This is a genomic window from Pseudomonas arcuscaelestis (assembly GCF_016881005.1).
GTDB classification, from domain to species: domain Bacteria; phylum Pseudomonadota; class Gammaproteobacteria; order Pseudomonadales; family Pseudomonadaceae; genus Aquipseudomonas; species Aquipseudomonas arcuscaelestis.
In genome coordinates this window covers 236,888-258,915 of record NZ_JACOPV010000009.1, presented here as the reverse complement: position 1 = coordinate 258,915, position 22,028 = coordinate 236,888, and the positions used below count along the sequence as shown (strand labels likewise).

General features: G+C 54.9%; 16 protein-coding genes. 10 read left to right on the top strand and 6 right to left on the bottom strand.

Annotated features, from left to right (window positions below):
• Positions 1 to 534: 534 nt before the first annotated feature.
• Positions 535 to 1,155, bottom strand: coding sequence for a DUF6904 family protein (locus tag H8F21_RS16220; protein ID WP_203585018.1), 621 nt, complete (start codon positions 1,153 to 1,155; stop codon positions 535 to 537).
• 363 nt (positions 1,156 to 1,518) lie between these two features.
• Positions 1,519 to 2,394: a hypothetical protein gene (locus H8F21_RS16215; RefSeq protein ID WP_203585017.1), complete on the bottom strand. Its 876-nt coding sequence runs from the start codon at positions 2,392 to 2,394 to the stop codon at positions 1,519 to 1,521.
• Between the two features lie 2,898 nt (positions 2,395 to 5,292).
• Here H8F21_RS16215 and H8F21_RS16210 point away from each other — a divergent pair.
• The 6 genes from H8F21_RS16210 (at position 5,293) to H8F21_RS16185 (ending at position 12,219) form a co-directional block, all read left to right on the top strand.
• Entirely contained in the window at positions 5,293 to 5,853 is a 561-nt protein-coding gene (locus H8F21_RS16210; RefSeq protein WP_203585016.1) for a hypothetical protein, read from the top strand.
• Between the two features lie 379 nt (positions 5,854 to 6,232).
• A complete protein-coding gene (locus H8F21_RS16205) occupies positions 6,233 to 6,622 on the top strand; it encodes a hypothetical protein (RefSeq protein WP_203585015.1) in 390 nt (129 codons plus the stop codon).
• A gap of 866 nt (positions 6,623 to 7,488) precedes the next feature.
• A complete protein-coding gene (locus H8F21_RS16200; RefSeq protein ID WP_203585014.1) occupies positions 7,489 to 8,640 on the top strand; it encodes a merozoite surface protein 3b in 1,152 nt (383 codons plus the stop codon).
• A 3-nt stretch (positions 8,641 to 8,643) separates the two neighbouring features.
• Positions 8,644 to 10,083, top strand: coding sequence for a DUF6384 family protein (locus H8F21_RS16195; protein ID WP_268963073.1), 1,440 nt, complete (start codon positions 8,644 to 8,646; stop codon positions 10,081 to 10,083).
• A gap of 5 nt (positions 10,084 to 10,088) precedes the next feature.
• The gene (locus H8F21_RS16190) at positions 10,089 to 11,402 is read left to right on the top strand and encodes a hypothetical protein (protein WP_203585012.1); all 1,314 of its coding nucleotides are present in this window, start codon (positions 10,089 to 10,091) and stop codon (positions 11,400 to 11,402) included.
• A gap of 58 nt (positions 11,403 to 11,460) precedes the next feature.
• Entirely contained in the window at positions 11,461 to 12,219 is a 759-nt protein-coding gene (locus H8F21_RS16185; RefSeq protein ID WP_203585011.1) for a hypothetical protein, read from the top strand.
• Positions 12,220 to 12,372: 153 nt separating this feature from the next.
• Here H8F21_RS16185 and H8F21_RS16180 read toward each other — a convergent pair whose 3' ends face one another.
• Together H8F21_RS16180 and H8F21_RS16175 are read right to left on the bottom strand one after the other, a co-directional pair.
• Positions 12,373 to 12,678, bottom strand: a complete 306-nt coding sequence (locus tag H8F21_RS16180) for a hypothetical protein (RefSeq protein ID WP_203585010.1) — start codon at positions 12,676 to 12,678, stop codon at positions 12,373 to 12,375.
• 61 nt (positions 12,679 to 12,739) lie between these two features.
• The gene (locus H8F21_RS16175; RefSeq protein ID WP_203585009.1) at positions 12,740 to 13,093 is read right to left on the bottom strand and encodes a hypothetical protein; all 354 of its coding nucleotides are present in this window, start codon (positions 13,091 to 13,093) and stop codon (positions 12,740 to 12,742) included.
• Positions 13,094 to 13,321: 228 nt separating this feature from the next.
• Between H8F21_RS16175 and H8F21_RS16170 the strand changes: the two genes are divergently transcribed.
• Together H8F21_RS16170 and H8F21_RS16165 are read left to right on the top strand one after the other, a co-directional pair.
• Positions 13,322 to 13,735, top strand: coding sequence for a hypothetical protein (locus H8F21_RS16170; protein ID WP_203585008.1), 414 nt, complete (start codon positions 13,322 to 13,324; stop codon positions 13,733 to 13,735).
• Positions 13,736 to 14,058: 323 nt separating this feature from the next.
• Complete coding sequence (locus H8F21_RS16165) at positions 14,059 to 14,562, top strand: RNA chaperone Hfq (RefSeq protein ID WP_203585007.1); 504 nt, start codon at positions 14,059 to 14,061, stop codon at positions 14,560 to 14,562.
• 27 nt (positions 14,563 to 14,589) lie between these two features.
• On the opposite strand, the gene H8F21_RS16160 is transcribed toward H8F21_RS16165, so the two are convergent.
• Together H8F21_RS16160 and H8F21_RS16155 are read right to left on the bottom strand one after the other, a co-directional pair.
• Entirely contained in the window at positions 14,590 to 16,434 is a 1,845-nt protein-coding gene (locus tag H8F21_RS16160; RefSeq protein ID WP_203585006.1) for a hypothetical protein, read from the bottom strand.
• A gap of 376 nt (positions 16,435 to 16,810) precedes the next feature.
• Positions 16,811 to 17,881, bottom strand: a complete 1,071-nt coding sequence (locus H8F21_RS16155) for a hypothetical protein (RefSeq protein ID WP_203585005.1) — start codon at positions 17,879 to 17,881, stop codon at positions 16,811 to 16,813.
• A gap of 605 nt (positions 17,882 to 18,486) precedes the next feature.
• Between H8F21_RS16155 and H8F21_RS16150 the strand changes: the two genes are divergently transcribed.
• The gene (locus H8F21_RS16150; protein ID WP_203585004.1) at positions 18,487 to 21,087 is read left to right on the top strand and encodes an autotransporter family protein; all 2,601 of its coding nucleotides are present in this window, start codon (positions 18,487 to 18,489) and stop codon (positions 21,085 to 21,087) included.
• Positions 21,088 to 21,205: 118 nt separating this feature from the next.
• Complete coding sequence (locus H8F21_RS16145; protein ID WP_203585003.1) at positions 21,206 to 22,015, top strand: alpha/beta hydrolase family protein; 810 nt, start codon at positions 21,206 to 21,208, stop codon at positions 22,013 to 22,015.
• Positions 22,016 to 22,028 lie beyond the last annotated feature (13 nt).

Below are 22,028 nucleotides of genomic sequence, written 5' to 3'. Positions count from 1 at the left end.
GCGACCAAGAATGAAACTTTCTCTGAGCGATACCGAGCATGAGCTGCTGTTGTGCGCTAACTCTCCAGGTGAAGCTGAAAGAGTGTAGTCAGAGATACAAATATAAGTGTGCAGCCAGCCCTGCGGGAGCGAGACCGTCATTGACGTTTCCCAGGTTTGCGCAACCGTTGCCGCTCGAGCAGAAACACGGCGGGCGCCCAAGGCACAGACTGCCGGCGCAGGCATAACCGGCGAGAGGGAGGGCCAACTTCCCAGCGCATCAAAGGGAGCGTGCACGGCAGTGTGCCCCCGTTCGCTACCCTTGAGAAAGCAAACCCACGCGGATCTCTGCTGCTTTGAATCTGGAGTGCCCCTGGGGCAGGTGGGAGACAGAGCTTACACTAGGCCTTTATCCCCGGCCGCGCATCTGATGCCGCGGCGAAAGCTCCCACTACCGGTGCCGCCCTGGATTTAAAGAATTAAAACTGTCGGTACTTAAATGCCCCATTCGATGCATTCAGGCTACGGCGTACAACGCTGTCTTTTGCGGGGGTATCACCATTTGAAATGGGGATACTCAGACCATTCAGTAAATGGCTCGAACACCATAGAACGAAGGGGGTTGTTGAGAGAATTGAATTGGCAAAGCGTATCCAATATTGCGCCGAGTTCCTTTTTTCTCTTGGCAGGAGTCAGTGTCAGAAAGTAGCTCGTCCTACTATGAATTTTTTCATTGACGCTATTACCACCACCTTGAGCAACCATGAGCGCAGATTGGTAAATATGCTCGCTTGATCCAGAGAGCATGGCACCAAGGCCGTCTAGTACGGTATGTTCCAGCTGATACATAACCGCTTGATCATTTCTCGTTACGGTTGACATGAAAGCCAAGCCAGCTCTCAATAAACCCATCTGCATTAGTATGTTCGGCCAAATACAGTCGAATCCATAGATCGGTGTCGGGTCGTCGCCGTACCACGTCCTGGTGTCTCTGTGTCTCATGCCATCGTGTGCGTGACGAACCTCATAGGCTAACCCTGACAGTAGTGGGTCTTCAATTTTGAGTAGGGCGCTTTCGTCGATGACACGGTGGATGAAAGTCCAGAGTGCTTTGAGTTCGTAAATATCTCCCCAGAGCACAAGCCCGGCGTTACTTTTCCGTATGGCGTGCTGCATCTTGATTACCCCGTGTTGAATGGCATTGGAACAGAATAGACGCACATAGGATGACGGTCCCGTTACCAGATCCAGGCCGGTTGGCCTGCAGCATGTCTAAGCGCGGCGTAGGATCCGCCGATACCGTTGCACCGATCCAATTCGCCGCCGCGGTTGATGCCTTAGCCAAAATACTGTCGCGGATGCGCGGCGCTTCGGGGCCTGGACTGGCCATAGGCAGTTTCGTCCGCCGCGGCTGCCGGCAGTCGCAAGTGAATGCTAACGCATCGATGACCCCGGCTTGGAACAGTGCGTGACCAACGTGCACACCATCACCTTGATGGAAGGTACAGCTGTCGCACGCAATGCGAGAATGATTTGTCATCAACAAACCATAACGGAGGCTGCGAACCCAGGAGCGTTACTCGAACCCCCATCTCGGGCCGACTGATGCGTTTCTCCTGCGCGAGTAGCACCCAAATAGAGCAGAGAATTGGCTACCAACGCCAAGCCGCGCCGGAGAACAGGCAGCTGCGATTCCAACTGACTAACTTGAGTTGGTACGGAGACGACCGGTTTTCCATGCAGAGCCTCCGTGCGCTTAATTACTTCCGCAATTTGAGCCTCCATTACTTTATTATGTTCAACGATTTCATGTACTGATCGTTCGAGGGCGTCTTTTACGCTTACATCAGGTCGAGAAGTATCGATTGAACAGCCAAAGCACGGTTCACCTTCCTCGATGCGCCAGAAGTCAAAACGCCCAAACTGCGCCTTCTTCACAAAGTCTAAAATAAGTCTCTGCGGTTCATCTTTGCCCTGGAACCACGTAACAAACACGCCTTCGATAGAAACATTTTCCTGCTCTAGACCATCATTACGCCCAAAATGAATGTAGAAGCTTTCAGCTATAGTTGGTATGGCCCACAGCGGTACAGTGCTTACGTCTGTAGACAGGAGTGTCGAAACGTGATCGCTCAAATCGAATATAAGTGCTCCCCCTTTCATGAAGGAACCGAAGGTCTGAACATTGGTGATTTCTGCCTGTGCAGGACCTGGACCGATAGGATCGCCGAGCTGTGCAATGAAGGACTGAACCGACGAATGCAGAATTTCAGTGATGAATTTAAACCTTTCAGTTTTCCCTATTGCAGCTTGGAAGTTAAATTCCGTTCCCAATCGCTGGGCGAAAGGTCGTGTTGCCGCATAACGCAGCGGCCCGTAAATTGAGTTCGTCCTCATTTTCTGTAATTTAGGCATTATCTACTCATCGGCTAGTAAAATACTTGAAACCTGTCATCAAGCTTAGTATGGATCTTCGATCCTGGGTAGCAAATGATTAGGGGCAAACGGCACTAAGGGGACACTCCCGCTCAACCCCCTCAGCCGTACCACACACCGAAAGACACACCGGTGAACCTGGCTGAATTGCTCGAGTAAAAATCTGCACCCACAAGCCCGCCGCTCAGCACTCTATTCTCCATCGTTGTAGTCGATCACAGCTATTTGCAGAATCTCCCATTAGTATCGGGTACCCACACAGGGAGGGACCGCCCGTTACTGGCAGCGGTTGCGACAGTTTTAAATCTCCAGAAACAGCCAACTGAATTTAGACAATAAATGCTGTCGCAGATCTGCGCGGCGTCCGGGCACCAGGTGTTCTTCACTGGGTCGTGGCCATCGCACCAGTTGCCATAGGCAGGTACGCCCAGCGCCGCGACTGCCGACCATGAGTCCTAACCGCTGATCAGCTGTTGCGGCGTCGGCAGGTACCGGTGGGAAAATGAGGAGGCCCCAGGTCAGTAACCCTGCCGCGCATGTCGTCGCCGAGGCGGAAGCATCCACTGCCGGCGTGAGGATGCCCAACCGCTGATCAGCTTGATCAGCGTGACCAGGTACAGGTGGGATAATTATAGAGCACCTCATCTTCAGCCCGGTTGCGCACGTAGTAATCGAGGTCTCCCGCGACAGATTTGAATAACCTGCGACAGTTTTTATTCTCCCAAAGCACAAAATCGCCCGCACACCCAAAGCCTACCTGCCAATTTAATAACATCATGACAGGGGTAGATCTGGACTGCTACGGTGCCTCCCTCTACACCCCCTAAACGCTGAAACCCTTACACGGCGGGGCCTGCACCCACCCACCATCCTGTCCAACCGCTTTTCCTTCCTTTCCTTTGCCAGGCTTTCGCCTGGCATTTTTCTTTCTGCTTTTCCCCAGCTTTTCCTACGCGGCGTGCACCTCGACCCGGCGGGGCAGGCCGCTTTTAAAGGAAAGGTGGACAGTGGAGATGTATCTGGAGGAATGCGGTGTGACCCAGGGAAGCACGGCGCATGTCATGATGTTATTAATTGCGGGAGATCTGAGGGATGAGCGGGGGAGATGTTGTGGTTTTAGAGAATAAAAACTGTCGCAGGTTATTCAAACCTGTCCCTGCGGACGCCGCGCGAGCTGATCAGCGGCTTGGCATGCTCACGACGGCGCTACTTGGCCGGGGGGGTTTGTGACAACCTTTATTAAATAGAAACCACCTGAGCGGTCTGGCCCCGGCCGTGCACCGGCATCCAAGTGGCTTTCTGCCAGGCCAAATGCGCGGTAATAAAGATTGTCACAAGCGAAAACGAGGGCGCCTTTGCAAAGAATAAAGGTTGTCACAACACTGGCACCGGGTACCCAGTCGTGTAGGTGCCGCCGGTAGACAAGCCGGTACCGGCGCTACCGGGTGGCAGCAACTGATCGAGCCGTATGTTGCGACAGTTTTTATTGTCTAGAACATGAGCCGTCAGCGTCGATTTGCGGTGTTGCGACAGTTTTGCGGTTCCTTCAACGCTGGCTGGAAGCTGCCTAGATCCAGTAGTGGTTGCGACAGTTTTTATTCTCTAAATCGTTTGTGCTTTTGGAGAATAAAAACTGTCGCAGGTTATTCAACCCTGTCACGGGAGGCCTCGGTCAAGGTATGCGCAACCGGGCTGAAGTTGAGGTACTTGCTCATTATCCCACCAGCACCTGGTGACGCTGCAGCGGCTGATCAGCGGTTGGGGTTGGGGTTCACGGCCGGCAGCCGCGGCGCCGGGCGTGGCCACCGGTGCTATAGCGACGTCGCAGTGAACAACGCCTGGTACCCGGCCACCCCAACGCCGCGCAGATCTGCGACAGTTTTTATTGTCTAGATCTTCGCATCCAGCTGGCATTTCGAGTGAGTGCGACAGTTTTGCGAATTTGTCTTTTTGCGCTGCCTGGCCGTTGTGACAACCTTTAATAGTTGGCAACAGCCTTAGCGGTCTGGCCCCGGCCGTGCGCCGGCATCCAAGTGGCTTTCTGCTCGGCCAAATGCGCGGTAATAAAGGTTGTCACAAGCGAAAACGAGGGCGTCTTTGCAAAGAATAAAGGTAGTCACAAGCGAACGAGGCGGGGTACGCGAGGAATAAAGGTTGTCACAACAGCGGCACCGGGTAGCCAGTCGCGTAGGTGCCGCCGCAAGCCGACAACTCCAGATAGGAGGCGCGTCCGGGTGGCAGCAATTGATCGAGTCGTATGTTGCGACAGTTTTTATTCTCTAAGTCCAGTTGGTGTTTTTAGAGAATAAAAACTGTCGCAGATTGATTGAACCTGTCGCGGGAGAGCTCGGTCACGGCATGCGCAACTGGGCTGAAGTTGAGGTGCTTGCTCATTATCCCACCAGCACCTGGTGACGCAGCAGCGGTTGGGTTCACGACCGGTGGCCGCGGCGCCGGCCGTGGCCACCGGTGCGATAGCCACGTCGCAGTGAACAACACCTGGTACCCGGCCACCCCAACGCCGCGCAGATCTGCGACAGTTTTTATTGTCTAGATCTTCGCATCCAGATGGCATTCCAAGTGGTTGCGACAGTTTTGCGAGTTTGTCTTTTTGCGCTGCAGCCCGCATGACGCAGGGCCTGGCTGCGACAGCTTTTATTCACTAAATGCATTGGTGGCTTGGGAGAATTAAAACTGTCGCTGGTGATTAAAGCCTGTCGCGCTGAACTGTCCTTGCTGGCGAAGTCTTAGCTTTGGCGCAAGAAGCGGCCGTTATAAACTCCAGCATCACTTTGAGGGTTTGTTACGAATGCGCGGCGAACATGTGGTGAAATTGTCGCCACAAAATCATCGGTTGAGATTTGGGGTGACTAGGTTATGAAACGGCAGAAAAAGGATCTGCGTGAGGCGGATATGTCTACGTATGGGCAATTTGCCTGGCAAGACGCACTGTCCTTAGCCAAATTGCTTAAAAGGTCATTTGACCTGGAGGCCCTTCGAGAGAACTACGAGTCCTTTTCAGTTGAGGACAACCACGAATTTGAAAAAAATAATGCTGAAATTATCCAGGAGCTGATATCCAAAACCGAGGGTCAGCGCCCAGCCTACCTGCGCCGTGTCTGCAAAAATGCAAGCAACCTTTCGCAAGGGGTGCTGATTGTTTTGGCGATCATTGCACAGGTGCGTGTTACGCAAGTGATTGAGCTGCGTGACAGGTTCCGTTATTCACTTTATCCAGGCGGGGGCAACCGTAACACCTGCGCCGGTATCTACGCATTCAACAATGCGATGATGGATGTAAGCTTCATGGCATGGCCAACAGCGGTGTTCGAGGCCTTATCAGCGAGGGAATCTGAGCGAGAGGCCGAATGGGCGCTCATCAAACCCTATGTAGACGAATGGGCGAAAGCGTACGACAGTTACAAGGATGATGCCTGATTTGAATGCTGCATCCATCGATGCTTTCTTGCAGACGATGCTGGCGAGAGCAAGGTTCGTGGAAACATTCAGAGGGTATTCAAACCAGTCGCGGGAGACCTCGATGACGACGTGCGCAACCGGGCTGAACATGGCGTGCACATTCATTATCCCACCTGCAACTGCCGACGCTGCAGCGGTTGGACATGCTCTCGCCGGCGCTGCCTCTCCGGTCTTTTGACAACCTGTTAAATTTGAAACAGCCTTGAAGCCTTACAGGTAGCAAAGAAGCGTCAGCAACAATTCGGTTAAAACACCACACCAAAAGACGCTCAGGGAATTGCGAATTCGGTTTACCATGCCGCATTGCCAACAGTACAACCGAACGAAGGACCTCCACATGCAAAGCCTGTTGAAGCAACGCATCGCTAAGCTCAAACGACTGAGAGCCTGGCTTTATCTGTCTGTCACGGTCGGCTGGGTCGGGCTAGTTGCATACCTTCCGCTCGAGCCCGGGGAGACCCTGACCTCGTTGTCCTGGAAGTGCGCCCTGGTTGTGACCCTCGTGGCGGTTGGGCTATTCCCGGCCAAGTCAAAACCCTGGATGCAAAGTCTGTGCTTATATGCGGCTTTCATCCTCACTCTCTTTGTGAGTCCGATCGATCCGGTTGCCACAGAAAAAGCAGCGGACTTGATATGGCCTTTGCTCGGCGCTTTCATAGTACTCGGCTTGTTCCTCGAAACTCGGCTGAATCAGCTGACTCGCCACTCGAATCTGCACTTCAGCTGATTCTGCGGTAGTGCCGCCGGACAATTGTCTGGCGGTCGACTGGTCAACTTCGCCAGCCTCAGTGCAATCGACATCAACTACATGCCGGGACGGCCCCTGCAGATGACTAGGCTGCAATCCCAGACCTCACTGCCGGCAATTGCCCGGGCCTCAACGGTTGTTTCTATGGCCTCAGTTTGGGTTTGAATAGTCAGCCAGCCACATTAGAGTGAGATCTCCACACTGGTGAGAATTTTCCCTTGAAAAGACAGAATCCTCCGCTCTCAAAGACTGAGTTCCGCTTGCTGAGGTCGCTCTCCAAGCAGTCATGGCAAACGAACGGTAAGGTGCTTTGGAGACAAGGCTCAACCTGGCTCGAGATTCATCCGAGTCAACTCATCAGGGAGGCAGCGATTGTCCTTGAGCGCAAAGGCCTTATTGTAGGCACTCAGTTGCAAGGAATTGACCTGACCACGCCTCGACGCACGATCAAGCGCTACAGGATCTCCGATCGGGGCAGCCGCTTACTTCAGAGCGCCAACAGTACTCAACCAAAACCTAACCCACGCAGACTTTCGGGATTCATCCAGGGCATCACCTCTCTATGGCTCCCCGCCAAACTCCTCCGCCTGTTCCGTGCACGCAAGGTATGAGCCAAACGGACATGGCCTCACTAGGGAATGTCCGTTTGACTGGCAAGCCTTCAGCCCGCCGGCCACATGACCCTCAGTGATCAAAATCCTACTCGGGGGCTCACCTTGAGTCCGAGCAACGATGCCCGAACTTGTGAATTTCAAGCACCCGCTTTGGCGTGAACTTCTTCACAGAGTCGTTATATTGGGACATCACCTGGGGCCAGCCGGCCCATCAAAAAAGGATCTTCTGGAATGTCTCAAGCCATCAATTATCTCGAGCGCGCAGTCACCGCCCTGGCCCAGCTGGGCATCAACGTGAATGGCCAGGTGGAAGCAACGCCAGTTCTGAAACTGCTGGAGAAGATCAGGCACTACGACGAAGTGAAGGTGGTGGCAATCGCCTCCACACTCCAGCAATCATCAGCTTTCCATCAGACAGTACGTGAGCAGTTGCGGGGTCTCGATGTCAGTCCAATCTACCAGTCGATCACTGACGACTTCACCTCGATTCGCCAAGACTCGGTGCGGATGACCGAGTGGGTTGCGGACGGCAAGCTGGACATGATGGAGCGCGTGAAGCTGATGTTCATGAAGCTATCCCGCGGCAGCATTCCTGACCGTTTCGAGAACATTCGTACCAACTTCATTACCGCTACCACCAAGGTGAACAAGGAAATAGAGCGGGAGGAGGCCATCCGCTCGGCCTATCAGGACTACCAAATGGCAGTGCTGCAGGTGAAGGTCATGGCCGAGCAAGTGCTGGTTATTGCTACCAATGCTCTTGAAGAAAAGCGAGTGGCGCTGGAGTCGGTTAACGCCAAGCTCGATGCCGCGCGCAACGGTGCAGATGAGGTGGCCATCGCTGAGCTTGAGCTAATTGCTCAGGCGGCCTTGCGGGCATATCAGCTTGAAGACAAGGCCTACCAAATCGCGAAAGACATTGCGGAAGACCAAAAGACGGGCCACAGCACCACCAAAGTACTCATGGCCCATCTTGAGCAGGTTGCTGTCACCAAGGAACGTGTCCACTCGCGCATGGTTTCGTTCTTCTCAGCCCAGGAGGGAGTGATAACCGCACTGTCTGCAGCCTTCACAGCTTCGAACGGCCTTGCCGCCGCAACCAACGTTATGCGCGCTCAGAAGCAGGGCACCGAGGCAGCAATCGAAGCGTTGGCCAAGACAGGGAACATTCAGATACGTGATGCCATCGAGGTTGGTTACGGCCCGTCTCTGAATGCGCACCCTGTCAAGTTGCTCGGGGAAGCGTTGGTCCATCTCCAGAAGGACATGAACAGTTTGATCGCTGAAAACCGGGCGAAAGCGACAAGTGCTGTCAACGAGATGGAGGCGGCTACCTTACAGAACGAGCGTGCCTTTGCAGCACTCGTGGCCAAGGCAGGGTAAGAAATGCGAGAGATAACACTTACAGACCAAATGGGGGCCATGGCGATCATTGATGATCTTCGCCATCGGCAGCTACTGGTCAATGATCACCTGGACCTACATCAACGCCGTGATGAGTTGTCGCTACGCCTACGCCTTTTTTACACAGGGCAGGGGATTGAGGCCACCGATGAGCTCATCGAGCGAGGGGTTCGTGAGCACTTCTCGAAACGCCTGGCCTATGAAGCCCCTAAACTGGGATTGACCGGCCGGCTCGTTTTCAAGCTGGTGTCGAATCGAAAGGTCGTTCTTCGCCGCATAGGTCTGGGCGTCTTCGTTTGCGTCGTGGCGGGTACAGTTTGGACGGGGCTCAAAGCTGGGTACCTCCATCTACAAGTAGCGTCAGTTGAATCGCTAGCCGATGAAGCTGCGCTTGGTGTAACTGGACTTCGGACCGAGGCCGCGCGCCAGCGGGAAATGGTCAGTTCACTCACATCAACCCACACTCCAGGCGATGTACCAGCAGTTGGTCCTTTACTGGCTGATGTGCAGCAGCGACTTGAAGAGGTTGCGAAGCTTCTGACCTTCAGGCTCCCAGATCAGATAGACCAGTCTAACTATGTGGAGACAGAAGCAACTATCAATGGATACAACGCCAATTTCCGTTATGCGAAAAACCTGCTGTGGCGAAATCGCGAGGCGTTGGTGGCAGCCAGTGGCATCTTTGAAGCTACCCAGTCATTCCGTCAACTGATCGCTTCGCAATCGTACAAGGATGGGGTTTCACGTTATCCATCCCTGGCCGCCAAGGCCTCTGAAGCAGAGCAGGCACTTCTAAATGCGGAAGCAGATGGCGGGAAAGAGGCCTTGATCAAGATCGATCAGCTGCGCTCCTTTCTGAACAATTTGCTGGATATGGATGTTCTCGGCAACAAGATCACTGCGCTGGATGCCGCATACAAGCGCATGGGACTGAGCCGAAACGATCAGATGATCATCGCATCGATGGTCAACAGCACCCGCAATGCAATCAAGGATATGGATCTTGATAAGGCCAAAGAAACTGTCGACATGCTTGCCGGCATGGTTCCTTACGCTGAGCAGGAACTCTCGATCGACATCGTAAGCACAGGTAATTCAGGAATCCAACGCACCTATCACGCCGGCAGAGGCCAAGTTGGAAATGGTGAGGTAGGCACAAGCACTTACGCGATCGTTCAAGCCACGGATGCAGGTGGGAACGTAGTCCGGGTCCCTGTAAACGACGCTTTCACACAGGGCCGTAAGCTGGCCAGCCAGTTCGGGGTGCGTATCAGTGGTGAAGAGTTTCAGCGTTTGACGAAGGACAAAGCGGACGGTCAAGTCGATGACGGCCACATCGGCGATAAGCCGAGGAACTCACTTACCATCGACTGGAGTCCGCGCACGCAGTCAAGCCATCCTTCCATGATCTACAACTGGTAAGCCACATGAATCCGTCGTCAATCACCTCCACCCTGGAGGAAAACAGCCGGAAGCAGGAGCTTGAGCTGCGCCAGGCTGAACAATCTCTTTCCGTCGCCCACGAGCACACGCTTAAGCTCGAGCACTCGATCCTTGAAGGATTGCGCGAGGTTTCAAGCGCACGGTCAAACAGTCCAACGGTAGACACGCAAGGTGTCGTACGGGAGTTGGACGAGCGCCGCGCTGCAGAAGCAAAGCTGCGTCGTGATTTGCAAGGTGTCGAGATCTCAATCGGCAGCCTCAATGCGATGGGCATTGAGCTATCCCAGCGCATCGAGTCTGTTAAGTCGGCTGTGAGCCAGGCTCTCGCTGTAGACCGCAACTATCTCGTCCTCTTACAGCAACACGAGTCGGCTCGACGCTCTCTGGCCGCGTACCAGGAACATAAAGACGAAATTGCCAATGAGTGTAACCACAAGCTTGCAGTGTTCAATAGACAGCCCGTTTTCTCCTACCTGCTTAAAGCTGGATACGGCACAGAGAGGTACAAGGGGCGCCTTCTTGTAAAGGCTCTTGACGGCTGGCTCGCGGGGGAAATTGATTTCCATGCGAATGCCAAAAACTACCGCATGTTGTTGGCTATGCAAACTGGCAACGAGGACCGGATCGCGACACTCAGTAGTGAGGCCAGGGTTGCATTGGAAATGGTCGAACAGGCTGCACAACGTTCCTATGCCTCTGCGGGGCTCGGAGAGCTAACAAGTCGTCTTCGATCAGTAAGCGAAAAAATAGCTGTGCACAAGAAGGAAGCGAACTGGTTTCACAGCTCGCTAGGTAAATTCGCTCACCGAACGGATGACCACACCAAGCGTGCTGAAGAACTCATTCTGAACAGTCTGCCCACACGCTCGTTTGATGAGATCCAGGCCCTTGTAAAGCAGAGCACTGCCGCCGCAGGTGACCAAGAGACGGCCAGAGTTACCGTCCTTCAGCGTGAGCTGGCTGAGCACCACAAGACCCTCCCAGCGCTTGAGAAGGCGCGCGAGCAAGCTGAGGCTCGATACAACAAAGCAAAGACTCTTGAGCGCGTTCTTCGAACGGACAGCTACACCCGAGCTGAATACTACTACCAGGAGAGCTTGAATCTGGACAGTTTGATCAGCCGGTACATGGCCGGGAACATCACAGCTTCAACCGTTTCAGCGGAAGTTGATCGCCACCGTAAGGAGTACGCTGCCACCTCTAGCGGTAGCGACTCTGGTGGTTACTTCAGCTTCGCTGATAGTGGGAGTGATAGCTGTGGCGGGGGCGATGGTGGAGGTGGGGGCGGCGGCGACTGAAATCCTGCTTCAATGTCGCCTCGATAAAGTCCTGAACAATCCGACCAGAGATCAACTGATGAAACAGCTGTTCGACAAAGTGAAATCGGCTACGGACGCCGCCGGCAGCCTGGCCAGCGACGGTGTGGATGCACTGTGCAACAGCGCTCGAGCCACTGCTACAGTGACCATGGGCTCTGTGGGTGATGCCGTGTGCGTCGTTAGCCAATCCGGGCGGGCTGCTGTGCAGGCTGGGCGGGCTGCTGTTGCTTCCGTAGATGAGAATTACACGGCCACTCGCGACGCTCTCCTTGACGCCAAGGACCGGATCCCAGGAGCGGTTAGCAAAACCACATCATTGGTGCGAGGGGTTGCTGGGCTAGGAATCGTGATTGGCGTGTTCGCGGCACCGGTGCCGACTCTACTAGGCCTGGTCATTATCGAGGTGGTGAGCGGTGTCATCTCTGATTCCACAGCGCACGAAGGCACGCGTGGCCTTTCTCGTATCAAACGTCGGCGCTTTGAGCGCGAGGTCGGCCTGCTGAGGAAACACGGAACGATTCCCCAAACTTCCGTGCTGGCCACCAGCGAGGTTGAGCTTCGCATCAATCTCCAGGCCGGGGAAATCACCGGCTCCATCCTTATCGGGGATCATGCTGGCAGTGCGGTTCAGGACCTATCTGACGAAGAGTTGCAGTCGCTCATTCAGGGGGCGAAGAAGCCGGACACCGCCGAAATCTTGAAGGGGTACTTGGGGTATCGAGAGTCAATACGCCGGGCTCAATCAAGCAGGCCACACGCAGCACTTGAGTCGGCCGACGATCGTTCGTTAATTTGATTGCAGGGCAAGGTCAGGCGGGCGACAGTCGCCGCTTCAAGGAACTGCCAGAAGACCTAACGCGCGGAGTCCCGGGCGGGAACGTTGGAGCATTGTGAAGGGAGCTTTTCGGTCGCCCCTGGCTTTGGCCAGCCAGGGTGCATGCCTTCATGGTTAAAGCAGCCCGGGAAGAATCAGATCGGTGGCGACAATAATTCCATAAGCCGCGCCTACGAACCCACCACAGAATAGAAGGTTGATGGCAAAGGCCCTGAGGCCATATCTGGCTATCGATGCGCCCATGCTGCCCGATACAACCCCACCAACAGTGCCAAATAACGGACCTGTTATTGTGCTGAACGGCATCTCGAACAACCAGGCCACCCCAATATAGACGGTAAAGAGAACTCCGATCAGCAGGAGCGTTGCTCTACGCTCTCTGCTAGTAGGCCAGTGGAGGGGAACTCCCAACAGATTCATTCCGATTACCTTGCCAGAGTAGAAAGCGCAGCCCATTGGCCGCGCTCTATAGGGTACAAAATTACAGGATCGATGCCGGCGTCACATTGTCCGCACCAGGTGCTGCAGCGGAAACAGGAGCTTTAACGCACTGGCGAAGGGCGCCAATGACTTCCGCGGAGGATCCATCTCTAACAAACGCCTTCACGAGTGCATCGCAAAGTGCATCCATGCCAGCCGGGGTCATGTATTCGCTGAGTTGGAGCCCAGGTTTGGCAACTTCCGTGGTCTCTGCCTGGGGCGCAGGCTTAACAGCTGTTACGGGCACGGGTACTTGCTGGCTTGCGAGCAGGGCCGTTGCAGCCTCAACACTCGCACTGATCGACGATGCGAGAACAACTGGCTGAACCAGCGCTCCGATTACTGACGTGAACATTGGCATTCCTTTAAGCCGGGCTGAAAGCCCCGAATCGTATAAGCCGTAGCTCTGCCACAGCTGGTTTGATGAGCCCGTTGAGGATAACTTGGCTGCATTTGACAGCAAGCCAAAACCCTTAGTTGAAAATCGACTCTAGGGTTTGGCTTGCAGCAAACTGATCCAGGTGGAGAATCATCCCAGACCGGCGCGCTGTCCTAGGCCACTCCTTGTGAGAATAAGACGACAATGATCATTGAATTTCAGCCATACCTTGACCGCCGTCGAGCGCTCGCTTCATCTGCAGATGTTGCTCCCTCAGCCATCAAGAACCCATTCGCCACACCCTTTGATGATGCGCCGGAGGCCTACCGGGCATCATTCAAACACTTGTGGCCATTGGTGCATGCTGCAATAAGCAAGCGTGACTTGTCGCCTACCGTTACCGAGCGCCGGCTTGGTGTGATCTCGAACCTGGCCCTGTACCTTGTCGAAGGATGGCCAGAAAAGCTCACGTCATTCCTTTGGCGAAAATGCGGGGAAGGGTGCCTGGAAGAAAGGGTTCTGAGAGAACTTTTGCCGTTAATTGACAGAACGGCCGCGGCTGCCAAACTCAAACCCATTGAGCAGGTGAAAGCTGAACAAGAAAATCGTGATCCCTGAACTGTCGTTTCCTGTATGGCGCACTTTTGTACGGAATTTCCTACACGATATGGGTATATTGACCGACAAATAACAGCCCAAAGGGACAACGCTATGCCAGTCCGAAACACCCCCACCTTTTTCCAAGGGTCCTCGCGGCCACTCTGAGCTTGTACTAACCGGTGAAATTTTTTCCATAATTGTTGGAATTTCAGACAGATAGCCGCGTCAAAAGCTGGATGCGCACTGTTATGCCATCACTTTCGCCCGTAGAATGTGTGCATTAGCGTTCAACAACATGTACTTGAGCCATGTCCCACGAACACAGCGACCAGGACGGCCGCATGACGAATGAACAACCTGACCGGCCCATACCGCAGTATGACCGTTCGACCAACGAGCAGGACCGTTTCCTCGACCATTGCCAGCGGAACCAGATCCTAATCACGGTCTACCTTGATTCGGGTAGGGCTCTACAGGGAAAGATCGTGGACCACGATCGGAAATGCATTCTTCTTGGCGCAACACGCCAGGAGAAGATTCCGAAATTGATCCCGAAGTCATACGTGTCTCTCGTTCGCGCCGAAGAAATCCTGCCACTTTTCCTTGAGTACAAAGGGAGAGGAAATTACATCACCCGGAAAAAAGCTCGCAAAGCGAAGCAGAAGGCAGCTAAAGCGACGCAACCGAAGGAGCGCAAAACGCGGCAGGTGAATGAGCCAATGATCTTGAAATCGCCGAAGGCTCCTGGGAAACCTCAAACGCCTGTTGAAGTGGTAATGAAGAAGGCCCCTAGATCACGAAGCACTGTCCCAAAGACCAAGCCGTCGCCACCCTCTGATTCTTAAGGCGACGGCAGGCATTCACTTCATACGTCAGTTGCTGGTCGAACACTCGAGGTGTGGTCCTGCGTAAGCGATCACTACCTTTGTGTCGATGATATCGAAGTGGATACGCATACCTTCCAGGCCGTGACCGTTACCGGCCTTCAGGTGACGCTCGAAGAAATGGGTCTTGCCCTGGTATTCGAACTCCCGAAGCCCGCGCAGCCGTCGGTGCGAACTCACAGTCTCAGACTCGTTAGCCGAGTAGGCATTCCCCAAGATCATCTTGGCAGTTGCATCTGGGTTACCTGCCATCAACGATTCGTAGTAAGGGAACACCATCGTGTTGATGACATCCAGCATGCGGCCCGTCTGTTGAAACGCCACCGACTCCTTCGCCGACTTCCACGCCGAGTCCAATACGACAACGCGACCATCTGCAATCACCTCGATGAACAACAACACATCAGTAGGGGTGATCGAATCACGGACAGCGATGCGACGCATCAGGTCCAAGCTAACGGCAAGCGGGTCTGGACGGTGCACAGGTAAGGCCAGGTTTTCCTTGAAGGTTCGCAGCGAGAACAGTTCAGAACGCATATCGCTGGCCTCTGCATCCTTCACCTTCAACGCGTCCTGCAGTTCCGAAACCCGAGCCTGTAGCTCATCGATTGCCGGACCTACCACCGCAGCGACGGCGACCGGGCGCTTCTCCACGACGGAAAGGGCCGCAGGCTGTTTATTGGAGCCAGCTGGACCTTTCCGCAACAGTCGATCCCATTCTTCATAGAAACGCTGCCAGCCGCGAATCAGAGGCATGAAACTGTCGAGCTCTGTCTTGAACCAGTCGCGGTTCGCCATGATCTCGGCGCTGCCGGCCTGTGCAAGAGAAGCGATCTTTTGCATAGCGCTGGCGGTGAGATTGGCACCTAGCCCGGTTATTTGGGCCTCCAACTCGCGGGCTTTGGCCAGTTGCTTGTCTGCACGCTGGACAAATGCCTCGGTGTCTAGGTGCACATTGCTCAGTGCGATCAAACCGCGCAGCAGTTTGATCGCTTCGTTTGTATTGCCACGTGGCTGCTCGATGCTTCGACCGATTAGATCTCGAGAGAACGCCTTATGGTCGAATGGCAACTCCATCGACTCGGCGTGCTTGATCAGCGTTTCGATCAACGACTTCCACAATGGCACTGCATAGTCGTCACAGAACTGGTCGTAGACGATTGAGAGCACATTCGGGCCAGGACGGAGGGACAGAGCGTTAGCCTCGGCCATGTCCAGCAGCCGCGGCATCGTGTGCTTGGCCTGGGGCGGAAGATCTGCGTGATAAGCCGTGATGGCCTGCACGATGGTGGCAAAGCCGTCTTCAGACATCTGAGCCGAAAGCGGAATAGAGGGATCGAGAGGGCCACGGGTGGCCACCATCTCCGCCTCCTTCATCACGTGATCTGGGAACAGCTTGAGAATGTGCTCGCAGGTACCGAAGATCAGACCGGAAATGTAAGGCGGGACATCCATGAACAAGACAGTAATCGCCATCTCGATCCGAACCCGCTCAGCCTGCGAGGGCTTTGCCGAAACGTCAGACAGCCGTTCACTGAGAGCGCCAAGGTAAAGTAACGGCAGCGCGAACTGTCGAAAGAACGCTCCGGCCTGGAAGAGGCTACCCAGAATGGGGAAACTGTTCTGTATGCTTTGGACAAGCTCCACTGCCGGCGCTGTTTGCGCCTGACTCCGCAGTTTGTCGCGATATTCATTACCCAGGATCTGACCCAGGTTGAAATCCAGCTTGGATGGCAGATCTACCCGATCGAAGGCCTCGCCCATCACCTCAGCAACAATGGCGCGGTGCTCAGCAATACCGAGGAAACTCAGCAAAATGATGTTCGAGGGCACACTCCTGCCTTTAGGAACATTCAACGTGGCCATTGCCCTGACTGGCTGAAGCTTTGGGCTCCGCAGCCGCATAAGGGTCTCTGTTACGTCGCTGATTGCCTTCGCGGAGCCATACCAACTGGTCCAAGCAACCTGGCTCATCATGCTCTGGCGATAGGCTGCAGGCACGATGAATTGGAACCCAGGTCTTCTACTGTCACCGCCATGAGGGCGGCTATCTCGATCATCGCCGCCCCAGGCATCATGCACGGCCACGCAAACCTCAGAGTCGCATTGTGCAACTGTATCTACCGCTACTTCCATGACAGGTCCTTAGATAGGGAAGGGAGGAGCTCAACCTAACGGCGAGCTCCAAGATTCCAAGGCTTATAGGCCATTAGAAAAGCGCGTACTGAGTGCCATAGCGGGGTACCGCTTGGGGCGGAAACGCGGACGGCGGGAACATTTGATTTTTGTTCTCGATGCGAACCAGGGTGACCGGGGACCGAGACCGTACTGGTGGTCGAGATCGCATTGGAGCACGAGCCAGAAATGGAACATGGGATTGAATGGTTGGAACTTGAACCCCCGGAAGATCCGCGGACTGCAGGTCGAGCTCAGGCTTGTCTTCAACATGTTCAGGATTTGCCGCGACTGCGGCCGGCGCCGGTGCTTCAACTGTGCTGGTGCTGGTGCTGGGGCTGGGGCTGGTGGCAGTAGCTGCCACATCTTCAATAACTTCGTCGAAGCACATGTCGGCGATGAAAGAGTGGTCGCCTTCAGCATCGTCTTCTTCGTCCAGCGAGGCCGCCACTTCGGTCAAGGCGAAAGAGAGACTCCAATGCTTCGCGTAGCCTGTGAGGTATCGGGTCGTAACATTCAGCTCTTTAGCTGCTTCCTGGATAGGGGTATTCACACCCGCGAGCTGTTCAGCTCGCTCGTAGAACTCGTTCTGGACGTCCAAGGAAGGGCCACCAACGAAGGTCAGTTGTTCGTTGTAGGCATAGGTTTTGAGGAATCGGTGGGTGACGCCAAGAATATCGGCCGCTTCGGCAACGGTGAAAAGCTCAGCGAGCTCGATGCAGCGGGCTAGGAAGCCATTTTGTCCCTTGACCCACGCTTGGCGGCTCTTGAGCTCGAGGCCTGGATTGATCTCCAGTTCCCCAGGTTGTACAGGGGCGGCTGGGGCCTCGACTTGACGAAGCTCGTAGTGAATCAGGTAATGATCCCAGAGCTTTTTGAGTTGGCGCTTTTGTTCGGGGGTGCGGTTGTCGCGATCAGCGTAAGTGATGCCGCGCTGACCTGAGTATGTTCTCAGATATCCGGTGCTGACGCGAAGGAGACGGGCTGCTTCCTTAATAGAGAACTTATCAGAGAGCTCTATGACCTTCGTGTGGAATGCACTCAAAGCAGCGTTGTCCGCCGCCTTCGCTTGCTCAGCTATTTTCGGATCAAGATCCAGCATCATCACTACTCACCCCCTACGTTTGTTTGCGAGGGGGCTGTCCGTGACTGGACTCGGGCCTTGCAGCAGGCAAGTCTTGGGATGGGGGCCGACCCAAATTTCGGGTGCGACCTTTCCCTAGCGAATAGCGGGGGCAATTCCCAGCCTTCGGTGCCATCAACTACAGGCAGAGAGACCAAGTCTCCCCCTCTACACGTGTGTCTGGCGGCGGGATAATTCCCAGCACGTCAAACTTTATGAGCCAATTTGTTGGCTTCGGTGTGCGATAGTACATTGCCACCTTCGTCTGTGAAAGCCTTCACAGAAAATTTCGGATCCAGACTGAGGATTTGAAATATAAAATTCATTCCCGAAGCTAGGGAATACAAGGGCTAGAGCGATTCTGAAAAAGTTCCCTTTGTCAGACGAACGGCATTTGTGCTACCTAAGCACCCGGCTTTTAGAGGTCACAGAGCTTCAAAAGCCATTCTGCAGATTTTGCATTTAATGACTCCCTTTTGACTGGTCGAATGGATTTCGGTCGTTATGCTCTTTCTCGCAGCCGACATCCGGGGCAATTTGGAAAACCCACGGAAGCCGGAAAACCCATTAATGCAAGGATTCGAGACGTGACCCGACACACCCTGAGCAAGACCATCCTGGCCGTAGCCATCACTGCTGCATCCGCCAGCGCATTCGCAGTATCCGGCGACCTGAACAAGGACGTGAGCGGCCCCACTGAAGTGGCCTATTCTCGTGCAGACTTCAACAACGTAACCCTATCGGGTAACGCAGAACGAGATACTGGTCAGGACGGCACTGGCTTTGAAGGTGTGAACATCGCCGGTGACCTGACCAACAACGCAAACGTTAGTGGTCAAGGCGAATTCATCGACGGACTGGATCTGGATTCGTCCGACGACGCTGACAACACTCCTACTACCGTAGGCGGCAACGTCACCAACAACGGCAACATGAAGCTCAGCGGCATTGCGCCCGTAGGCATCATCACTGACGGCGCCAAGATCGGCGGCAACCTGACCAACAACGGCAATATCTCTGTGGTTGGCGAAACCAACAACATCGACGCCGACACCCCGCGTGGCATCGAGCTGGGCAATACTCAGCTGGGCGGCGACCTGGTCAACGCCGGCACCTTGTCCGTCGACGGCACTGGCGCTAAAGGCATTTATGCCTTTACCTCCAAGGGCACCCAAGACCTGGGCACTATCGGCAAGGACGTCATCAACAAAGGCGCAATCTTCGTTTCCGGTAATGACTCCTCGGGCGTCAACCTCGAGAACATCAACTTCGGCCGCGACGTCGTCAACCAAGGCATTATCGCCGCCAGCGGCAACGGTACCTCGGGCGTTGTAATCAATGACATGAACTACAACGCGGTCGTCAACACCGGCACTATTCAAGCCTCGGGCGACGATGCCGTAGGCGTCCGCCTTGTTGACGCTGTGGGCCCGGAAGTGAAGACCGCCACCAATGGCATCGTCAACACCGGCAGCATCATGTCGACCGGTACTGCGATCAGCGTCGAGAGTATTGACTACGACACGAGCGTAGGTGGATCTGACAACGCCAACAACCTGTACGTGATCAACCAGAAGGACGGCCTGATCCTGGGTAAAGAGAAGTCCATCAACGGTAACTTCCAGACCCAGCTGAACTGGACCGGCGGCACGATCACCGGCGACATGGAAGGCATGAAGCTGGTACAGGTCGAAGGCTCCGGCACCTTCAACGGCAAAGAAATCGAAGCGTTCCTGGTAGATGTTAAATCGGGCACTCTTTACCTGGCCTCGACCGACACCAGCTTCACCGGTGATCTGAACGTTGCTTCTGGCAGCACTCTGCAGCTGCTCGTGAGCGATCAGACCAATCCAACCAATCCAATCCTGAACGTTGCTGGTGATGCCTCCTTCGCAAGCGGCAGCAAGATCGGCGTTACTGCTAATCCTGGTGACTTCACTGGCAACCGCGCAGGCACCACCTACACGCTGGTGAAAGCGGGCACCCTGACTGACGATGGTCTTACTGTCGTAAGCAACTCCGCACTGCTGAACATCATCGACTTCAAAGTAAACGGCGACTCTGTAACCGCCATCGTGGCTGGTAAGTCTGGTTCCTCGGTAGCTGATGATCTCGCCAAAATGGGCGCTTCTCGCAACGCCTCGAACGCCATCCGACCGTTTGCCGACAGCGTACTGGGCCAGCTTGATGCAAATGACGCTGTGTTCAAAGCCTTTGCCAACGCCGACGATGCTGAACTGGCCCGCCTGGCCGAACAACTTTCGCCGAACGTAAACGGCGGTTCTACTCAGGCAGCCCTGGGTGGTCAAACCCTCGTGTCCAGCGCCTTGAACGGCCGTAACGCTGAAGTACGCGGCCTGTCCTCGGGTGACGTCCTGCAAGAAACCGGTGTCTGGGTCAAAACCCTGTACTCGAACGCTGACCAAGGTACTCGCGACGGCGTGTCCGGCTTCAACGCCTACAGCAGCGGTATCGTGGTTGGTGCTGACGGCAAGGTGAACCCTGACCTGACTCTGGGTGTTGCTTACAGCTACATCAACTCGAAAGTGAACGGCCAGTCGAACGAAACCGACGTCGATGCACACGCTCTGACCGCATACGGCAGCTGGACTCAAGGCCCAGCTTTCGTAGACGCCAGCGTCACCGTCGGCAAGAACGAAAACTCCAGTAAGCGCGACATCGCGACCACCGTTGCCAAAGGCGACTATGACTCGGACCTATTCGGCGTGAACGTTCTGGGTGGCTATGGCTTTAACTTCGACAACGGCTTCCTGGTTGAGCCTCGCGCCGCGCTGCGCTACAGCAACCTGAAGATCGATGGCTACACCGAGAAAGGTTCCAGTGCAGCTTTGAGCGTCGGTGGCCAGCGCGTTGAGGTTGGTGAGATCGGTGGCGGTGTCCGTGTTGAGAAAGACTTCAACTTCATGAACGGCACCCTGAAACCAACCGCTACTGCAATGGTTTACCACGACTTCATCGGCGACAAGTCGAACACCACCAGCACCTACACCCTGGGTGGCACTCCGTTCGTAAGCTCGGGCGCATCCTCCGCCCGCGACAGCTTCGAGCTTGGCCTGGGTGCTGAATACTCGATCGGTGCGGTAACCGTGGGCGCGTCCTACAGCTACCTCAAGAAAACCGACTTCAATGCCGATACCTTCACTGTGTCGGGCCGCTGGGACTTCTGAGTCGTAGCAGCAGGTTAGGAAAGCGGCCAGCATTGCTGGCCGTCTTTCTTTCAAGGATGCAATTGCCGATAGCTACCCTGTGGTGGCTATCGAGAGCTGCATATGCAAAGGATATCGAATGTTCAAATCATTGATCGCAGCTGGGTTAGCAGCAGGACTCTCGGTCCTGTCCGGGTGCGCATCGCGGGTCGACCTTGCAAGCTACTCCAGCAGCAAGCTACAAGCAGCTGTACTTACGACGGATGGCTTCCTGATTCAGGGCATGGTCCCAGCAGCGGGCAGCTACAAGCACATGCGTGTGTACATCGAAAGTGACGGCTACGCCTGGGCGACCTCCTCTCAACCCAGTACCGATCCTACCCCTCGTACATCCATCATGCTGCGCTTCGCTGCAGATGATGTGAACCCCTCCGCCTACCTGGCCAGGCCATGCCAGTTTGTTCAGTCCAACGCGTGTAATACCGACGTCTGGACACACTCCCGATTCGGCAAGGCCGAGATTGACTCGATGAGTTCAGCGCTGACCGCCCTGAAGAGCCGGTTCGGTGTCCAATCGTTCGAGTTAATAGGCCACTCAGGAGGGGGAGAGGTCGCACTTGTCTTAGCCGGCATGCGTGAGGATGTTGACCTAGTGCAAACGATTGCCGGGAATGTCGACCCGATATTCTGGACCAAGCTGCACAATCTGACCCCGCTCAAAACCCCTATCACACCGCTTCTGTACAAGGATCGGCTGCGAACCATTCCCCAGCGCCACATTGTCGGCATGCGAGACCGCGTTGTCCCTGCGTCCGTCGCGCAGGCATACAGCGCCCAGCTAGAAGGGCAATGCCTTGAGATTGTATCGGTCGATGCTACACACAACGACGGCTACGACAGTGTCTGGAAGCGATTTTCTACCCACCCGTTGCTCTGCGAGGAGCTGTAGCAGAACCGGCGGG

What these genes read in the sequence shown, in the direction of transcription:
- H8F21_RS16220 (WP_203585018.1), bottom strand. Translation starts at nt 1,155, where the DNA reads ATGCAGCACGCCATACGGAAAAGTAACGCCGGGCTTGTGCTCTGGGGA.
- H8F21_RS16215 (WP_203585017.1), bottom strand. Translation starts at nt 2,394, where the DNA reads ATGCCTAAATTACAGAAAATGAGGACGAACTCAATTTACGGGCCGCTG.
- H8F21_RS16210 (WP_203585016.1), top strand. Translation starts at nt 5,293, where the DNA reads ATGAAACGGCAGAAAAAGGATCTGCGTGAGGCGGATATGTCTACGTAT.
- H8F21_RS16205 (WP_203585015.1), top strand. Translation starts at nt 6,233, where the DNA reads ATGCAAAGCCTGTTGAAGCAACGCATCGCTAAGCTCAAACGACTGAGA.
- H8F21_RS16200 (WP_203585014.1), top strand. Translation starts at nt 7,489, where the DNA reads ATGTCTCAAGCCATCAATTATCTCGAGCGCGCAGTCACCGCCCTGGCC.
- H8F21_RS16195 (WP_268963073.1), top strand. Translation starts at nt 8,644, where the DNA reads ATGCGAGAGATAACACTTACAGACCAAATGGGGGCCATGGCGATCATT.
- H8F21_RS16190 (WP_203585012.1), top strand. Translation starts at nt 10,089, where the DNA reads ATGAATCCGTCGTCAATCACCTCCACCCTGGAGGAAAACAGCCGGAAG.
- H8F21_RS16185 (WP_203585011.1), top strand. Translation starts at nt 11,461, where the DNA reads ATGAAACAGCTGTTCGACAAAGTGAAATCGGCTACGGACGCCGCCGGC.
- H8F21_RS16180 (WP_203585010.1), bottom strand. Translation starts at nt 12,678, where the DNA reads ATGAATCTGTTGGGAGTTCCCCTCCACTGGCCTACTAGCAGAGAGCGT.
- H8F21_RS16175 (WP_203585009.1), bottom strand. Translation starts at nt 13,093, where the DNA reads ATGTTCACGTCAGTAATCGGAGCGCTGGTTCAGCCAGTTGTTCTCGCA.
- H8F21_RS16170 (WP_203585008.1), top strand. Translation starts at nt 13,322, where the DNA reads ATGATCATTGAATTTCAGCCATACCTTGACCGCCGTCGAGCGCTCGCT.
- H8F21_RS16165 (WP_203585007.1), top strand. Translation starts at nt 14,059, where the DNA reads ATGACGAATGAACAACCTGACCGGCCCATACCGCAGTATGACCGTTCG.
- H8F21_RS16155 (WP_203585005.1), bottom strand. Translation starts at nt 17,881, where the DNA reads ATGATGCTGGATCTTGATCCGAAAATAGCTGAGCAAGCGAAGGCGGCG.
- H8F21_RS16145 (WP_203585003.1), top strand. Translation starts at nt 21,206, where the DNA reads ATGTTCAAATCATTGATCGCAGCTGGGTTAGCAGCAGGACTCTCGGTC.